The sequence below is a fragment of the Microbacterium jepli genome (assembly GCF_047237905.1).
GTDB lineage: Bacteria > Actinomycetota > Actinomycetes > Actinomycetales > Microbacteriaceae > Microbacterium.
This window is the reverse complement of the sequence record NZ_JBDFLW010000005.1, coordinates 568,570-581,401: the sequence shown is the minus strand read 5'-3', so window position 1 is coordinate 581,401 and position 12,832 is coordinate 568,570. Positions and strand designations below refer to the sequence as shown.

The 12,832-nt window shown below is 71.0% G+C and carries 13 protein-coding genes and 1 tRNA gene; 5 read left to right on the top strand and 9 right to left on the bottom strand.

Annotated elements, in window-relative coordinates:
- Positions 1–16 precede the first annotated feature (16 nt).
- Together ABC304_RS06945 and ABC304_RS06940 are read left to right on the top strand one after the other, a co-directional pair.
- Positions 17–391, top strand: coding sequence for a cupin domain-containing protein (locus ABC304_RS06945; protein ID WP_412929764.1), 375 nt, complete (start codon positions 17–19; stop codon positions 389–391).
- 43 nt (positions 392–434) lie between these two features.
- On the top strand, positions 435–1,871 hold the full coding sequence (locus ABC304_RS06940; protein WP_412929763.1) for an NAD(P)/FAD-dependent oxidoreductase: 1,437 nt from the start codon (positions 435–437) through the stop codon (positions 1,869–1,871).
- Positions 1,872–1,893: 22 nt separating this feature from the next.
- Here the strand turns inward: ABC304_RS06940 and ABC304_RS06935 are convergent, their stop codons facing one another.
- Positions 1,894–2,649 carry an ANTAR domain-containing protein gene (locus tag ABC304_RS06935; RefSeq protein ID WP_412929762.1) on the bottom strand — a complete coding sequence of 252 codons (756 nt, stop codon included), beginning with the start codon at positions 2,647–2,649 and terminating at the stop codon, positions 1,894–1,896.
- Between the two features lie 408 nt (positions 2,650–3,057).
- Here ABC304_RS06935 and ABC304_RS06930 point away from each other — a divergent pair, with 408 nt between their 5' ends.
- Positions 3,058–3,879 (top strand): hypothetical protein, encoded by an 822-nt coding sequence (locus ABC304_RS06930; protein WP_412929760.1) that lies wholly within the window; start codon positions 3,058–3,060, stop codon positions 3,877–3,879.
- 212 nt (positions 3,880–4,091) lie between these two features.
- On the opposite strand, the gene ABC304_RS06925 is transcribed toward ABC304_RS06930, so the two are convergent.
- The 3 genes from ABC304_RS06925 to ABC304_RS06915 all read right to left on the bottom strand — a co-directional run bounded on the left by ABC304_RS06925 (position 4,092) and on the right by ABC304_RS06915 (position 5,363).
- Positions 4,092–4,164: transfer RNA gene (locus tag ABC304_RS06925), tRNA-Arg, on the bottom strand.
- 80 nt (positions 4,165–4,244) lie between these two features.
- Positions 4,245–4,841 (bottom strand): asparagine synthase, encoded by a 597-nt coding sequence (locus ABC304_RS06920; protein ID WP_412929759.1) that lies wholly within the window; start codon positions 4,839–4,841, stop codon positions 4,245–4,247.
- Positions 4,842–4,931: 90 nt separating this feature from the next.
- Positions 4,932–5,363: a YdeI/OmpD-associated family protein gene (locus ABC304_RS06915; RefSeq protein WP_412929757.1), complete on the bottom strand. Its 432-nt coding sequence runs from the start codon at positions 5,361–5,363 to the stop codon at positions 4,932–4,934.
- A gap of 217 nt (positions 5,364–5,580) precedes the next feature.
- On the opposite strand from ABC304_RS06915, the gene ABC304_RS06910 reads away from it, so the two are divergent.
- Together ABC304_RS06910 and ABC304_RS06905 are read left to right on the top strand one after the other, a co-directional pair.
- Positions 5,581–5,994, top strand: a complete 414-nt coding sequence (locus tag ABC304_RS06910) for a DUF4383 domain-containing protein (RefSeq protein ID WP_412929756.1) — start codon at positions 5,581–5,583, stop codon at positions 5,992–5,994.
- An 8-nt stretch (positions 5,995–6,002) separates the two neighbouring features.
- Positions 6,003–6,578, top strand: a complete 576-nt coding sequence (locus ABC304_RS06905) for a hypothetical protein (protein ID WP_412929755.1) — start codon at positions 6,003–6,005, stop codon at positions 6,576–6,578.
- A gap of 30 nt (positions 6,579–6,608) precedes the next feature.
- Here ABC304_RS06905 and ABC304_RS06900 read toward each other — a convergent pair whose 3' ends face one another.
- From ABC304_RS06900 to ABC304_RS06880, 5 genes are all read right to left on the bottom strand, one after another.
- Positions 6,609–7,559 (bottom strand): aldose 1-epimerase family protein, encoded by a 951-nt coding sequence (locus tag ABC304_RS06900; protein ID WP_412929753.1) that lies wholly within the window; start codon positions 7,557–7,559, stop codon positions 6,609–6,611.
- Positions 7,560–7,609: 50 nt separating this feature from the next.
- On the bottom strand, positions 7,610–9,121 hold the full coding sequence (gene araA, locus ABC304_RS06895; RefSeq protein ID WP_412929752.1) for an L-arabinose isomerase: 1,512 nt from the start codon (positions 9,119–9,121) through the stop codon (positions 7,610–7,612).
- A gap of 25 nt (positions 9,122–9,146) precedes the next feature.
- Positions 9,147–10,796, bottom strand: a complete 1,650-nt coding sequence (locus ABC304_RS06890) for a xylulokinase (protein WP_412929751.1) — start codon at positions 10,794–10,796, stop codon at positions 9,147–9,149.
- The gene (locus ABC304_RS06885) at positions 10,793–11,515 is read right to left on the bottom strand and encodes an L-ribulose-5-phosphate 4-epimerase (protein WP_412929749.1); all 723 of its coding nucleotides are present in this window, start codon (positions 11,513–11,515) and stop codon (positions 10,793–10,795) included. Before ABC304_RS06885 ends, ABC304_RS06890 begins: the two co-directional genes overlap by 4 nt.
- Before the next feature lie 98 nt (positions 11,516–11,613).
- Entirely contained in the window at positions 11,614–12,630 is a 1,017-nt protein-coding gene (locus tag ABC304_RS06880) for a LacI family DNA-binding transcriptional regulator (RefSeq protein ID WP_412929747.1), read from the bottom strand.
- Positions 12,631–12,832: the final 202 nt, after the last annotated feature.

The following is a 12,832-nucleotide window of genomic DNA, read 5'->3' as shown; positions in this document are numbered from 1 at the left end:
TTCCGGGCTCACTCGCATGAGCGGACTGGAGCCCTTCGCGTCGATCGACGCGCTCACGGCCGACCTCGCCTACGAAAACGTCCCCGAAGAGCAGGTCGTCGAAGGCGGTCCGCGCACCGGCGCCCGCGACCTTGCCACGGCGGCCGGTGCGGAGATCGGCATCTGGGAGCTGACAGCCGGGACGGCGCGCGACATCGAGGTGGACGAGGTGTTCGTGGTGATCGACGGCCACGGAACGGTCTCTCTCGAGGCGGACGGCGGGGAGCAGCAGATCGCGCTCTCCCCCGGCGTCGTGTGCCGGCTGACGGCGGGCATGACGACGCGCTGGGTCGTGCCCGACCGCCTCCGCAAGGTCTACATCCTCGGCTCCCCGGGCGATGCGTCGTCATGAACGCGTACCGTGAGCCGTACCCCGTCGATCCCGAGGAGCGAGCATGACCGTCCCCACCGCCTACGGACACGACCTGCGCACTCCGCGGGCGATCGTGGATGCCGCGCTGTCGGATGCCGCCCCCCGGCCGTTCTGGCTCGACGACCCCTCTCGGCCCGAGCCGCGACCGACCCTCCGTGGCGATCGCGAGACCGATCTGGTCGTGATCGGCGGCGGCTACTGCGGGCTGTGGACCGCCCTGATCGCCAAGGAGCGCGACCCTCAGCGCCGGGTCATCCTCCTGGAGGGGCAGCGCATCGCCTGGTCCGCGAGCGGTCGCAACGGCGGGTTCGTCGAGCCGAGCCTCACCCACGGCCCCGAGAACGGTGAGCTGCACTTCGCCGACGAGATCCCCGAGATCACGAAGCTCGAGACCGAGAACTTCGAGGCGCTCGCCGCGACGCTCACCCGCTACGGCATCGACGCGGAATGGGAGGAGACCGGTATCCTCACCGTCGCCACCGAGCCGCACCAGATCAGCTGGCTGGAAGAGGCGGCCGCGGACGACTCCGGCCACGGGCATGCCGAGTACCTCACCGGTGCCGCGCTGGCGACGAAGGCCTCATCTCCGCTGTTCCGCGCGGGGGTCTTCGCCGCGTCCGGAGCCGCGTACGTCCACCCGGCCAAACTGGCGTGGGGTCTGGCCGCGGCCGCGGAGGGGCTGGGCGTGGAGATCCACGAGCACACGCCCGCGAGCGGCCTGACGACGACAGCCGACGGCGTGGTCGTCTCCACCCCGCACGGCGAGGTGCGCGCGGCGCGCGTCGCCCTCGCGACGAACGTGTTCCCGTCGCTCCTGCCCTCGCGCCGCCTGTTCACCGTGCCCGTCTACGACTACGTGCTCATGACCGAGCCGCTCACCGCCGAGCAGCTGGAGAGCATCGGCTGGACCGGCCGCCACGGCATCACCGACTCCTCGCGCGAATTCCACTACTACCGCAAGACCGCCGACGACCGGATCCTGTTCGGCGGCTACGACGCCGTCTATCACCGGGGAGGCCGGGTCCGCCGCTCGCAGGACCAGCGGCCCGAGACGTTCCGACGCCTCGCGGACCACTTCCTCCTCACGTTCCCGCAGCTCACCGGCATCCGCTTCACCCACACCTGGGGCGGTGCCATCGACATGTCGACGCAGCTGGTCGCCTTCCACGGCGTGGCGAAGGGCGGGAAGGTCGCCTACAGCGCCGGTTACACCGGTCTCGGCGTCGCCGCCACGCGCTTCGGTGCGGAAACCATGCTCGACCTGCTCGTCGGCGCCGACACCCCGCGCACCCGCCTGAAGATGGCGCGGCGACTGCCCGTCCCCATCCCGCCGGAGCCGTTCGCCTACCCGCTCATCCAGACGATGCGTCACGCGGTCGCGGCTTCCGACGCGAACGGTGGCAAGGACGGCCCGCTGCTCAAGCTCGCCGGTCTCTTCGGGGTCGGTTTCGACTCCTGACAGCAGCCGCCGCCCGCCTACGTCAGCCCTCGGACCGCAGATTCAGCGTGCGGTGCATGACCTCCGCGGCGATCTCGCTGAGCGGCCGTCGGCTGTTCCGAGCGTGCGTGCGGAGGATGATGAATGCCTCGTCGAGACTGACCTTCTCCGAGTGGGCGATGACGCCCTTGGCCTGCTCGATCACGACGCGACTGTCGAGGGCGTGCTGCAGCTGCTGTGTCAGTCGGACACTGTCCTCCAGCGTTCGCTGCTGCAGGATGCTGATCGTGGCCACGTCGGTCAGCGCCTGCCCCGCGGCGACGTCCTGCTCGTCGAGGGTCCGCGGCGTTCGCCCGAAGAGATTCATCACCCCGATCACGGTGCCCCGCAGACGGAGGGGGGAGGAGTGGAGGGAGCGGAAGCCCTCCGCGCGGGCGCTGTCTCGGAAGTCGGGCCACCGCTCCGCGTCCGTTCCGATGTCGTCGACCGACATCGGCTCACCCATCTCGAAGCTCGTGATGGAAGGGCCGCGGCGGGTGTCGAGCTGCTGGGCTTCGAGACGACGCGCGCTCGCGTCAGTGGACACGACCGAGCGGAGCTGCGCCGTGGAGGGGTCCGCGATCAGGAGTCCGCCCTCGTCCGTGCAGAGGAGCTCGATGCTCTTCCCGACGAGCGTCTCGAGCAGATCGATGAGGCTGTAATCGGACGTGAGGGTGTCAGCAAGGGAGACCAGCGCTGCGCTGAGGTTGCGCTCCCGCGACGATCGCCGGCGCGAGGCGGCGGATACCGGATCGTCCATGCCAGATCCCCCTGGAGTCGCCTGCGTGACCGGCGGGATCTGGGCCGTTGGGTGCGGAGTTCCCCGGGCTGAGTGAGGGCTCGGGGAGGGCCGTTGCCGGCCGCATCCGCTCCAGAGAATCTATCCGAGAGACGAGCGTTCCCGTGGCACCCGGTCGCCGCACGGCCTGTCGCGCGTCGCGCGGTGCACTCAGCGGTTCGGTGCATGCGTCTCCGAGCTAGCGGCTTCGTTCCCCCTCATCGGTGCTCGTGGACCAGCCAGTTCGGCGCCTTGTTTTCGATGCGAACCAAATCGGCAGCGCGGACCCGATGCGGGAGCACGTGCCTTTCAGCTGACAGGGTGGCATCACGCGTGTAATTTGCTGACGGAGGCCGAGCGCTGGGGCTCGACCGAGGGGTGGGTGGTCCCATGCGCGTCCGGACGCTTGCAACGATCGCAGTTGCCTGCACAGTCCTGCTCGGCGGAGTGCTGCTTTCACCCGCGGCGGAGGCGGCGGCAACAGAGGTCTGCCCAACCGTGCTCTATCGCTCCGGCCCCCCAGAGCTGTCGTACCGAGCATCGCTAATCGCCAGTGATGCTGGCTCAATCGCGTACGTGGGCGATCTCAGCTGGTGTGTGGCGACCAGGTTCAGTCAGATCACCAACAACTCGAAGGCGGTCTGGGTTGTGAGCGGTGGTGCGACTCCGCGTGGCTCGACGACGCTGATGACGGCGATGCGCACTCAGACGCTCCAGGCTTACCGCGCCGCGGGTCTGCTCGCTCCGGCATTCATACTTCCGGGCGAAACAGTCGCAGTGGACCGGACGATTCCGACGGTGAGCATCGACCCCGCGCTCACACGCCAGTGGATCGCGTTCAGCTCAATCGGCGAACCACTGATCGAATTCGTCGATCTGATCACGGCCCAGGTGACGCCGAAGTGGAACGCGGCCTGGAAGTGCGCGCAGGGCGCGGTGGCGTTTGTGGAAACGGCGTCACTCGACCAGGTCACCATCGACCAGGTCATCGAGGCCGCCTACAAAGCGTCCGACACGGCGAAGAGCTGCCGCGAGCTCGCGTCTGAGGCCGAGCGGATAGGTCGGAACCGCACACGACAGATCGTGGTCCTCACAACGGCCGACGATCTTATCCGGGCCGCTTCGAGTGTTGACGAGACCTTCGATGCCGCAGCAGCGCACTCTATGCTCACCGCATACTGTCGGCTCGTCCCTAGTCGCCTCGGCTGCTGAGACGTGCGATAGGCATCTCAGGAGGCGGTTGCGTCGAGAAGGCGAGTCCGGCTGTGTCGGCGCCCCGAGTTCACCGTTCACGAAGTGGGCGAACCTGTTGCCGGCGACGGTCCCGACGGCGCCGCTCAGAATCGCCGCCAGTGCCCTGTCTCCGGAAATGACAGAAGCCCCGGTTTCCCGGGGCTTCTGTCGGTCACTGTCTCAACACAGTGTGCGCCCGAAGAGACTCGAACTCCCAACCTTCTGATCCGTAGTCAGATGCTCTATCCATTGAGCTACGGGCGCAAACCCACGCGCGAAACGGCGCGCGGGCCGTTGTTCAGCTTACCCCAGCTCCGCCGCGGTCGCGAATCGGCGGCCGACGTTCACCGCTGCGCGGCCTCGGCATCGGGCGTCCCGGCCTCCACGTCCGCATCGGATGCGCCGGTGTGGCGCTGGTGCGCGGCCAGGCGCGGCAGGTCGACGAGGCGGAGCGCCTGCATCCGAGCCGAGCGCAGCTGCGCGTAGTCGGGGTACGAATCCGCCGTCATCCCCTCGACCCGCAGGCGGCGGTTGAGGTTCGCCTCGACGTCTCCCCAGGCAGCATCCCGGGCCTCTTCGACGAGCTCGCGCACGGCGCTGTCATCCGCGGCCACCTCTCGCAGCCGTGCGGCGACGCGCGCGTACTGCCGCTGCCGCTTCCGCAGGTTCCGCGTGTCGCGATCGCGGTAGTCGTGCGTGCCGTCGGGATCGGAGAAGCGCCCCCACGCCTTCTTGCGCTGACGCTTGGCGAGGGCTGCGGCCGTGTCCTGCTCCTGCGCGAGGTTCTCGAGCATCTCCCGCGCGTAGGCGGCGATGTCCTCGACGACGAACGGCTCACCGCGGGAGATGGTCTGCACCAGGATGTGGTTGCGCACGGCCAGACGCGCGGCGGATGAGGCGATGGACACGCCCTCCTCCACAGCCTCCGAGGTCTTGCCCACCGGTGCTCCTCTCCCCTGCTCAAGGGTATCGCGCGCCCCCGTTCGTCACGATCGCGCGAGAGCGCGAACGGCCCAGGCGAGAGGCAGGCGTCAGGCTCCCAGCTTGGCGACGATCGACTCGATCCGGCGAGCGCGGGTGTCCGCGGCCTTCGCACCCTCGACGCCCGTGACGTGCGCCTTGCGCTGGCTCGGCGAGAGGGCGTCGAACGCCTCCCGCTGCCCAGCGGTCGCAAGCGCCGCCGCGAGATCGTCGGGGACGTCGACGGTGCGCGGTGCCGTGTCGAGCTCTACGTCGACGACGATCGCGTCGCCGCCGGAGATGCCGCTCGCCGCCCGCTTGTCGGAGCTGAACGGGATCAGCGACTTCCCGCCCATCGCCCCCACCGTGCTCTTGTACGCGAAGCCGTTCACCGTGACATCGACCGCCGGCCGCTTGCCGCCGCCGAGGGCCTCCAGCACCTCGGGCGGCACCTCGATCCCGGTGTTGTTGCCCATCTGCAGCATGGTCGTCTCGAAGCGCATGCGGTGAGTGTGACACGGATGCTGCAGCCTCCGCCAGCGCGGGATACCAGTGCGAGCGGCGACGGGGCAACCCCCGGGTCAGGCGCGGAAAGCGGGCCCTAGCGTGAGACCTTGCAGCACAGTGCCCCCGGCGCGGGATCGGATACACATCCGATTTCGGCTGCTGCACGAACTAACAGAAGAACGCGGCGCAGCCGCTCGAACAAGGAGGTCGCTCATGCGTCAGTCACCCAATCGTCTCGTGGCAGTCATCTTCGGCGCGGTCTACGTGCTCGTCGGTCTGCTCGGCTTCGCCGTCACCGGCGGTGTCGGCTTCATCGCATCGAAGGGCGGGCTGCTGCTCGGCATCTTCGAGGTCAACCCGCTCCACAACATCGCCCACCTCCTCATCGGTGCCGCGCTGCTGATCGCGGGTCTGTCCAACGCCCGTGCGGCGAAGGGCGTCAACATCACCATCGGAGCCGTCTACTTGCTCCTGGGCATCGTGGGCTTCTTCATCGGCTCGCCCGACAACGCGCTCAACATCCTCGCGCTGAACGTGCCCGACCACTTCCTGCACCTCGCCAGCGCGGTCGTGCTCCTCGGCGTCGGCCTCTCGGCCGACAAGGACGTTCGCACCGCCACGGTCTGATCACCCTCATGATCCTGCAGCACCACATCCGTACGGCCGCCCCGACCGAGGTCGGGGCGGCCGTACGGCCTGTGCGCTTCACGGGTTCCTGGCCGTCGGCTGCGGCCTGGGGCGCGGGGCTCGTTCAGCTCGCCCTCGGCGCCGGCGCCATCGTCTCCACCGACTCCAGCGCCGCGGCCCGCATCGTCGGCGTCGTCGTCGCCCTGCTCGGCGCGACAGCATTCGGCTGGGGCTGCGCCGGCCTCGCACTCTCCCGCCTGGTCGCCCCTCGCGCCGCTCTGGCCGGCGTGCTCGCCGGCGTCCTGGCGCTCTTCGCCCTGCTCGTGCTCGCGCCTGCTCGCGCGAGCGTCTTCGCCGTCGCCATCGGCACCGTGCTACTGATCGTCGTCGGCGGCTTCTGCGCCGCGGCCGTGCGCCGCGGCATCCGTCCCCGTGATGCAGGAAGCGCCCGCGGAGTCATCGGGATGCTGCTGGCCGCTGCCGTGCTCTCAGCCCTGGTCACCCCGGCGCTCGGCGCCACGCAGGACGGCTACCTGCTGCGCGACGACGGCACTCTGCCGGTCATCACGCACGAAGGCCACTGACTCGACAGTCGGCGACCCGTACCCGCGTGATCAGTCGATCGCGTGGATGATCCACTCGGCCGTGGGTGACCACTTCCCCGGCGCGATGGTGATCAGCCCTGCGTCGAAGTCGTAGCTGTCGGCATTGTAGGCGTCGGGCGCGCAGGTCATCGGCTCGACGGCCAGACCGGCCCGGTGACCGGGAGTGCCCGGTCCGGACGGCAGATCCGCCGTGTGGATCTGCACCCAGGGGCAGGCCGCGCCCCAGCTCATCGCCACGCCGCGGCCGTCGTCCGCGACGAGGGTCACGGTGGCGATGCCGTCCGCGCGCGAGAGACCGGCATAGGCGTGGTCGATCTCCACGGCGCCGATCCGCCGCTCCTTGCGGAAGTCGAAGCGCGCGGCATCCGCATCCACGCCGACGAGCTCCGTGGGAGCCAGGCGGTCGGGGGTCACCTCGAGCACGCGCGATGCCGGAAGCCGCAGCATCCAGTCGTCCACCGATCCCTCCCCGGCGACGAGGTAGGGGTGCGGGCCGGTGCCCCAGGGCGCCGGCTCGTCGGTGTCGTTGCGCGCGCGCACCGACTGCGTGAGTCCCTCGGCGGTCAGCGCGTAGGTCGTCTCGACGACCAGGCGCCAGGGGTACGAGGTCTGCGGCTCGATGACCGCGGCCAGCGTCACGTGGCTCGGGCTCTTGTCGACGGCGTCGAACTCGAGCCAGGCGGCGAGCCCGTGGAGGGCGTGACCGCGGTCGGGTTCGGTCAGCGCCAGCTGACGCTGGACACCCTCGACCGCGTACAGCCCGTCCACGACGCGGTTCGGCCAGGGCGCGAGCGTCGCCCCGCGGAAGCCCGGGCGCACCTCGTCGGCCCCGAAGGGCACGACGAGATCGCGACCGGCGAAGGTCAGCGACCGCAGCGAGGCACCGACGCTCGCGACGACCGCCTCATAGTCGCCCGCGCGAAGCGAGTGCTGGATGCCGGAAAGAGGGGTGCGGGCCATCGTGGAGCTCCTCGGTGTCTCGTCACCGCGGTGACGTTCGGACTTCGGGCTCAGAGGCCCTGTGCGAGACGGTAGTACGCCTGGTTCCAGCGCAGCTCCTGCTGGAAGCCCCGGACGGTGGTGTCCTCGTCGATGACGACGAGCTCCGTGCGCGAGATCTCGGCGAAGTCGCGGAACACCTCGATGCCGACGGCGGTCGTCATCACCGTGTGGTGCGCGGCCCCGGCGGTGAGCCAGCAGGCGGCGCTGGTCGCGAAGTCGGGCTGCGGCTTCCAGATCGCGCGGCCCACGGGGAGCTTCGGAAGGTCGGGCGCCTCGACGTTCTCGACGACGTTCGCGACGAGGCGGAAGCGGTCCCGCATGTCGCTCATCGCGACGACCAGCGCCGGGCCGGGGTCGGCGGTGAAGACCAGGCGCACCGGGTCGGCCTTGCCGCCGATGCCGAGCGGGTGCACCTCGAGGCGCGCCTTCGAGCTCGAGAGCGTCGGCGACACCTCGAGCATGTGCGCGCCGAGGATCCGCTCGGAGCCGGGCACGAGATCGTAGGTGTAGTCCTCCATCAGGCTTGCGCCGCCGGGGAGCCCCGCGCCCATGACATTGGCGACGCGGACGAGGATGGCCGTCTTCCAGTCGCCCTCCGCGCCGAAGCCGTACCCGTCCGCCATCAGTCGCTGCACGGCCAGGCCCGGCAGCTGGGTGAGCGCGCCGAGATCCTCGAAGCTCGTGGTGAACGCGCCGAAGCCGCCCTCCTCGAGGAACGACCGCAGCCCGATCTCGATCGCGGCGCCGTCGCGGAGCGACTGGTGACGCTCGGCGCCGGGGAGCAGCTCGGCGGCCACGTCGTACTCGTCGAGGTAGACCGCGATCAGCGCGTCGATGTCGGACTCGGATGCCGCGGCCACCGCCTCCGCGAGCTCGTTCACGCCCCACGTGTTGACCTGCACGCCGAAGCGGAGCTCGGCCTCGGTCTTGTCGCCCTCGGTGACGGCGACGTAGCGCATGTTGTCGCCGAAGCGGGCGAGCTTCAGGGTGCGCGAGGCGGTCCAGCCGGCCGCCGCACGCTGCCAGTCCTCGACCTGCTGACGCACGACCGGGTTCGACACGTGGCCGACCACGGTCTTGCGCGCGACCCCGAGGCGCGTCTGGATGTAGCCGAACTCGCGGTCGCCGTGCGCAGCCTGGTTGAGGTTCATGAAGTCGAAGTCGATGTCGGCCCACGGCAGCTCGACGTTCGCCTGCGTGTGCAGGTGGAGAAGCGGCTTCTGGAGCGCGTCCAGACCCGAAATCCACATCTTGGCCGGGCTGAACGTGTGCATCCAGGCGATCACGCCGATGACGTCGTCGCGGCTGTTGATCTCGAGCGCCATCCGGCGGATGCTGTCGGAGTCCTTCAGCACCGGCTTCCAGACGACCTTCACCGGCAGGCCGCCGAGGCCGTCGGCGACCGCCTGGGACTGCTCGGCCACCTGGCGGAGGGTCTCCTCGCCGTACAGGTTCTGGCTGCCGGTGACGAACCAGACCTCGTAGCCGTCGAGGGACGTGGACAGGGGCGTGCGGGTCATGCGGATCTCCAGGGGGTGAGGCGGGTCAGAGGGCGTCGACGGCGGCGGACTCGACCGCGAGCCCCGCCCGGTAGCGGTCGAGCCAGGCGGCGAAGCCCGCGACGTCCGCGGGCTCGGGGTCGGCGGTGTCGAAAACGGTGGAGGCGAACACGGACTCGAGCAGGTAGGCGTCGAGATCGGCTCCGGACGCCGCGGCCTCCGTCGTCGACGAGGCGCCCGTGCGCGCGGCTGCCCGGTGCGCGGCTGCCCGGTGCGCGGCGAAGGCCGCGAGCACGGCCATTCCCCACGCTCCGCCCTCGGAGGCCGTGCCGGCAACAGCGACAGGAGCGTCGAGGGCGGCCGCGAGGAAGCGCTGCGCGACGCCCGCCGTGCGGAACATGCCGCCGTGCGCATACATGCGGTCCAGGGCGACATCCTCCTCGGCCAGCACGCGCATCCCGAGCGCGAGCGTGCCGTAGACGCCGTAGAGCTGCGCGCGGATGACGTTCGCGAGGGTGAACGGGCTGTCCGGCGACCGCACGAGCAACGGGCGTCCCTCGCTGAGCCCGGCGATCGGCTCCCCCGCGAGGTGGTTGTAGGCGAGCAGGCCGCCCGCATCCGCGTCGCCCTCGAGCGCCTCGCGCAGGAGGACGTCGAAAGCTGTGTCGGCGTCGACGGGCCGGCCCGCGGCATCCGCGAATCGACGGAAGAGTCCCACCCAGGCGGCGAGCTCGCTGGCGCCGTTGTTGCAGTGCACCATGGCGACCGGGTCGCCGACCGGAGTCGTGACGACGTCGAGCTCGTGGTGGAGGCCCGCAAGCGGACGCTCGAGCACGACCATCGCGAAGATGCTCGTGCCGGCCGACACGTTGCCGGTGCGCGGAGCGACGGCGCGCGTCGCGACCATGCCGGTGCCGGCGTCGCCCTCGGGAGGAGCTGCGACGGCGCCCGGTCGCAGCACTCCGGAGGGGTCGAGCAGGCGCGCACCCGCGTCGGTGAGCTCGCCGGCGCTCTGGCCGGCAACGAGGACGTCGGGCAGGAGGCCGCGGACCGGACCCGGGAGCGCCGTGCCGGCGGCCAGCGCGTCGAAACGGCCGAGGAGGTCGGCGTCGTAGTCGCGGGTGGCGGGGTCGATGGGGAACATCCCCGAGGCGTCGCCGACGCCGAGGACGCGGCGCCCGGTGAGCTTCTCATGCACGTACCCGGCCAGCGTGGTGACCGAGGCGATCGCCGGCACGTGCTCCTCGCCGTCGAGCACGGCCTGGTAGAGGTGCGCGATCGACCAGCGCAGGGGGATGTTCACGCCGAACGAGGCCGTGAGCGCCTCAGCCGCCGGGCCCGTGCTGGTGTTGCGCCAGGTGCGGAACGGGACGAGCAGCTCGCCGTCGGCGTCGAACGCGAGGTAGCCGTGCATCATCGCCGAGACGCCGAAAGCTGCGACCGCGGTGAGGGCGGCGCCGTGCCGGTCGGACGCGTCGGAGACGAGGTCGGCGTAGGCGGCCTGCAGGCCGCTCCACACCTCGTCGAGTCCGTACGTCCAGCGGCGGTCCACGAAGCGGTTCTCCCACTCGTGCGATCCGGTGGCCAGCACCGCGGCATCCGGTCCGATGAGGCACGCCTTGATGCGCGTCGAGCCGAGCTCGATGCCGAGCACCGCACGTCCTTCCGCGATGACGGTCGCGGCGTCGACGCTCATCGACGGTCGTCCGTGTTCTGTCCGTAGACGTTCTGGTAGCGGTTGAACAGCGCGTCGATCCGGTCCTGCGGGATCGGGATGAGCGGTCCGGCCTCGCGGGCGATGTGCACGGTGCGCGCAGCGTCCTCGCACATGACGGCCGCCTTGACGGCGTCCTTCGCGCTGACGCCGATCGTGAACGGCCCGTGGTTCTGCATGAGCACGGCGCGGGAGCGGTGACCGCGGAGGGTCTCGACGATGCCGCGGCCGATGGAGTCGTCGCCGATGACGGCGAACGGGCCGATCGGGATGGGCCCGCCGAATTCGTCGGCCATGCCCGTGATGACGCAGGGGATCTCCTCGCCGCGTGCGGCCCAGGCGACCGCGTAGGTCGAGTGCGTGTGCACGACGCCGCCCACGTCGGGCATGTGGCGGTAGACGTAGGCGTGCGCGGCGGTGTCGCTCGACGGGCTGCGCTCGCTGCCGGGAGCCCCGGGGACGGCGATGCCGTCGAGGTCGCAGAGGATCATGTTCTCGGGCGTCAGGTCGTCGTACGACACCCCCGACGGCTTGATGACGAACAGGTCGGCGCCCGGGACGCGGCCCGAGATGTTGCCGCCGGTCCAGATCACGAGGCCGTAGCGCACGAGTTCCGCGTGCAGGCGGGCGACGTCGGCCCGGGTGCGGTCGATCGCCTCCGCGAGAGCGGGGTCGGTCAGGTCGGCAGGGGTGGCGGTCATGCGGGTCACTTCCTCGTGTCGAGCGGATGCCGCGGCATCCGGAGTCATGTTACCGGTAACAATCGCGCTTGGCCAGCGATGCGATCGCACATCGGCCTTCAGCCCGCTGGTGGTGCACTGGAGACGCGGACGACGAGGAGCGGCTCCGCGGGAGGCGCGGTCTCCTCGTCCGGAGCCTCGGGGTCGCCCAGCACCGCCGCGATGCAGGCGCGCGCCTCGCCGTCGACGTCAAGCCGCACCGTGGTGAGCGCGGGGCGATAGAACGCGGCGTCGGGGTTGTCGTCGAAGCCGACGACGCTCACCTCGTCGGGAACCCGCAGGCCGGCGGCGGTGAGGCCCGCGATGAGTCCGAGCGCCATCTGGTCGTTGGCGACGACGACGGCCGTCGGTCCGCCGGCCGCACGCACCGCCTCCGCCACCGCCGGAGCGACGTCCGCTCCGGTGCGGGCCGACCAGTCCCCCGACCATGCGGGGCCCGGCTCGAGGCCGAGCGCGGCGAGCGCGGCGGCGTGACCGTCGGCGCGGGCGCGCTCGTCGAGCCAGTCGGCAGGTCCGCCGAGACGCGCGATGCGGCGATGGCCGAGGTCGTGCAGGTGCGCGACGACCGCGGCGGCGCCGTCGGCCTGCCGGCGCGCACCCGGGCCGCCGTGCAGCGTGCCGAACGGGAGTCCGCCGGTGGCGTCGGCGAGCACCTCGAGGGTTCTGCCGTGGGCTCCGACGAGGATGATGCCGTCGACGCCCTGGGCGTGCACGTGGGCGAGAGCGGCGGCGACAGAGGCGGCGTCCTCCGCCTTGGCGTAGGCCGTCGAGATCCAGCGGCCCTGCGCGCGCGCCGCCGACTCGAGCGCGGCGATGCCGGCTGCCGGACCGTAGAGGGTCGGGTCCGAGGCGATGACGCCGAGCGTGCGGGTGCGGGCGGTGCCGAGGGTGCGGGCGGCGTTGTTGACGCGGTAGTCGAGGGCGGCGATGGCCTCGCTGACCCGGGCGCGGGTCTCCTCCCGGATGTGCGGATGCCCGTTCAGCACACGCGAGACGGTCTGCGTGGAGACGCCCGCGCGCTGCGCGACCTCTCGCATGCCCGCGCGCCGGGTGCCGCGCTCGTCCGCCGTGCTCATCGGGGACACGCTATCGCGCGCGCCTCGGCGGTCGGCCTGCGGCAGGGGCGAGACGCTCGCACGAGGAAGGAGTGGAGCCGGGACCTGCCCCCAGTGCAGTTCCCGGCTCCACACGGCGGCGCCCGCCGAGCGAGTCGCCCGAAGGGATCCCCCCGGGCCGCCGCGGCGCGCATCCCCAGATGCGCACAGATCCTCATTCGAG

Coding starts and splice junctions, on each gene's coding strand:
- ABC304_RS06945 (WP_412929764.1), top strand. CDS start 17: ATGAGCGGACTGGAGCCCTTCGCGTCGATCGACGCGCTCACGGCCGAC.
- ABC304_RS06940 (WP_412929763.1), top strand. CDS start 435: ATGACCGTCCCCACCGCCTACGGACACGACCTGCGCACTCCGCGGGCG.
- ABC304_RS06935 (WP_412929762.1), bottom strand. CDS start 2,649: ATGGACGATCCGGTATCCGCCGCCTCGCGCCGGCGATCGTCGCGGGAG.
- ABC304_RS06930 (WP_412929760.1), top strand. CDS start 3,058: ATGCGCGTCCGGACGCTTGCAACGATCGCAGTTGCCTGCACAGTCCTG.
- ABC304_RS06915 (WP_412929757.1), bottom strand. CDS start 5,363: ATGCGCTTCGAGACGACCATGCTGCAGATGGGCAACAACACCGGGATC.
- ABC304_RS06910 (WP_412929756.1), top strand. CDS start 5,581: ATGCGTCAGTCACCCAATCGTCTCGTGGCAGTCATCTTCGGCGCGGTC.
- ABC304_RS06905 (WP_412929755.1), top strand. CDS start 6,003: ATGATCCTGCAGCACCACATCCGTACGGCCGCCCCGACCGAGGTCGGG.
- ABC304_RS06900 (WP_412929753.1), bottom strand. CDS start 7,559: ATGGCCCGCACCCCTCTTTCCGGCATCCAGCACTCGCTTCGCGCGGGC.
- araA (WP_412929752.1), bottom strand. CDS start 9,121: ATGACCCGCACGCCCCTGTCCACGTCCCTCGACGGCTACGAGGTCTGG.
- ABC304_RS06890 (WP_412929751.1), bottom strand. CDS start 10,796: ATGAGCGTCGACGCCGCGACCGTCATCGCGGAAGGACGTGCGGTGCTC.
- ABC304_RS06885 (WP_412929749.1), bottom strand. CDS start 11,515: ATGACCGCCACCCCTGCCGACCTGACCGACCCCGCTCTCGCGGAGGCG.
- ABC304_RS06880 (WP_412929747.1), bottom strand. CDS start 12,630: ATGAGCACGGCGGACGAGCGCGGCACCCGGCGCGCGGGCATGCGAGAG.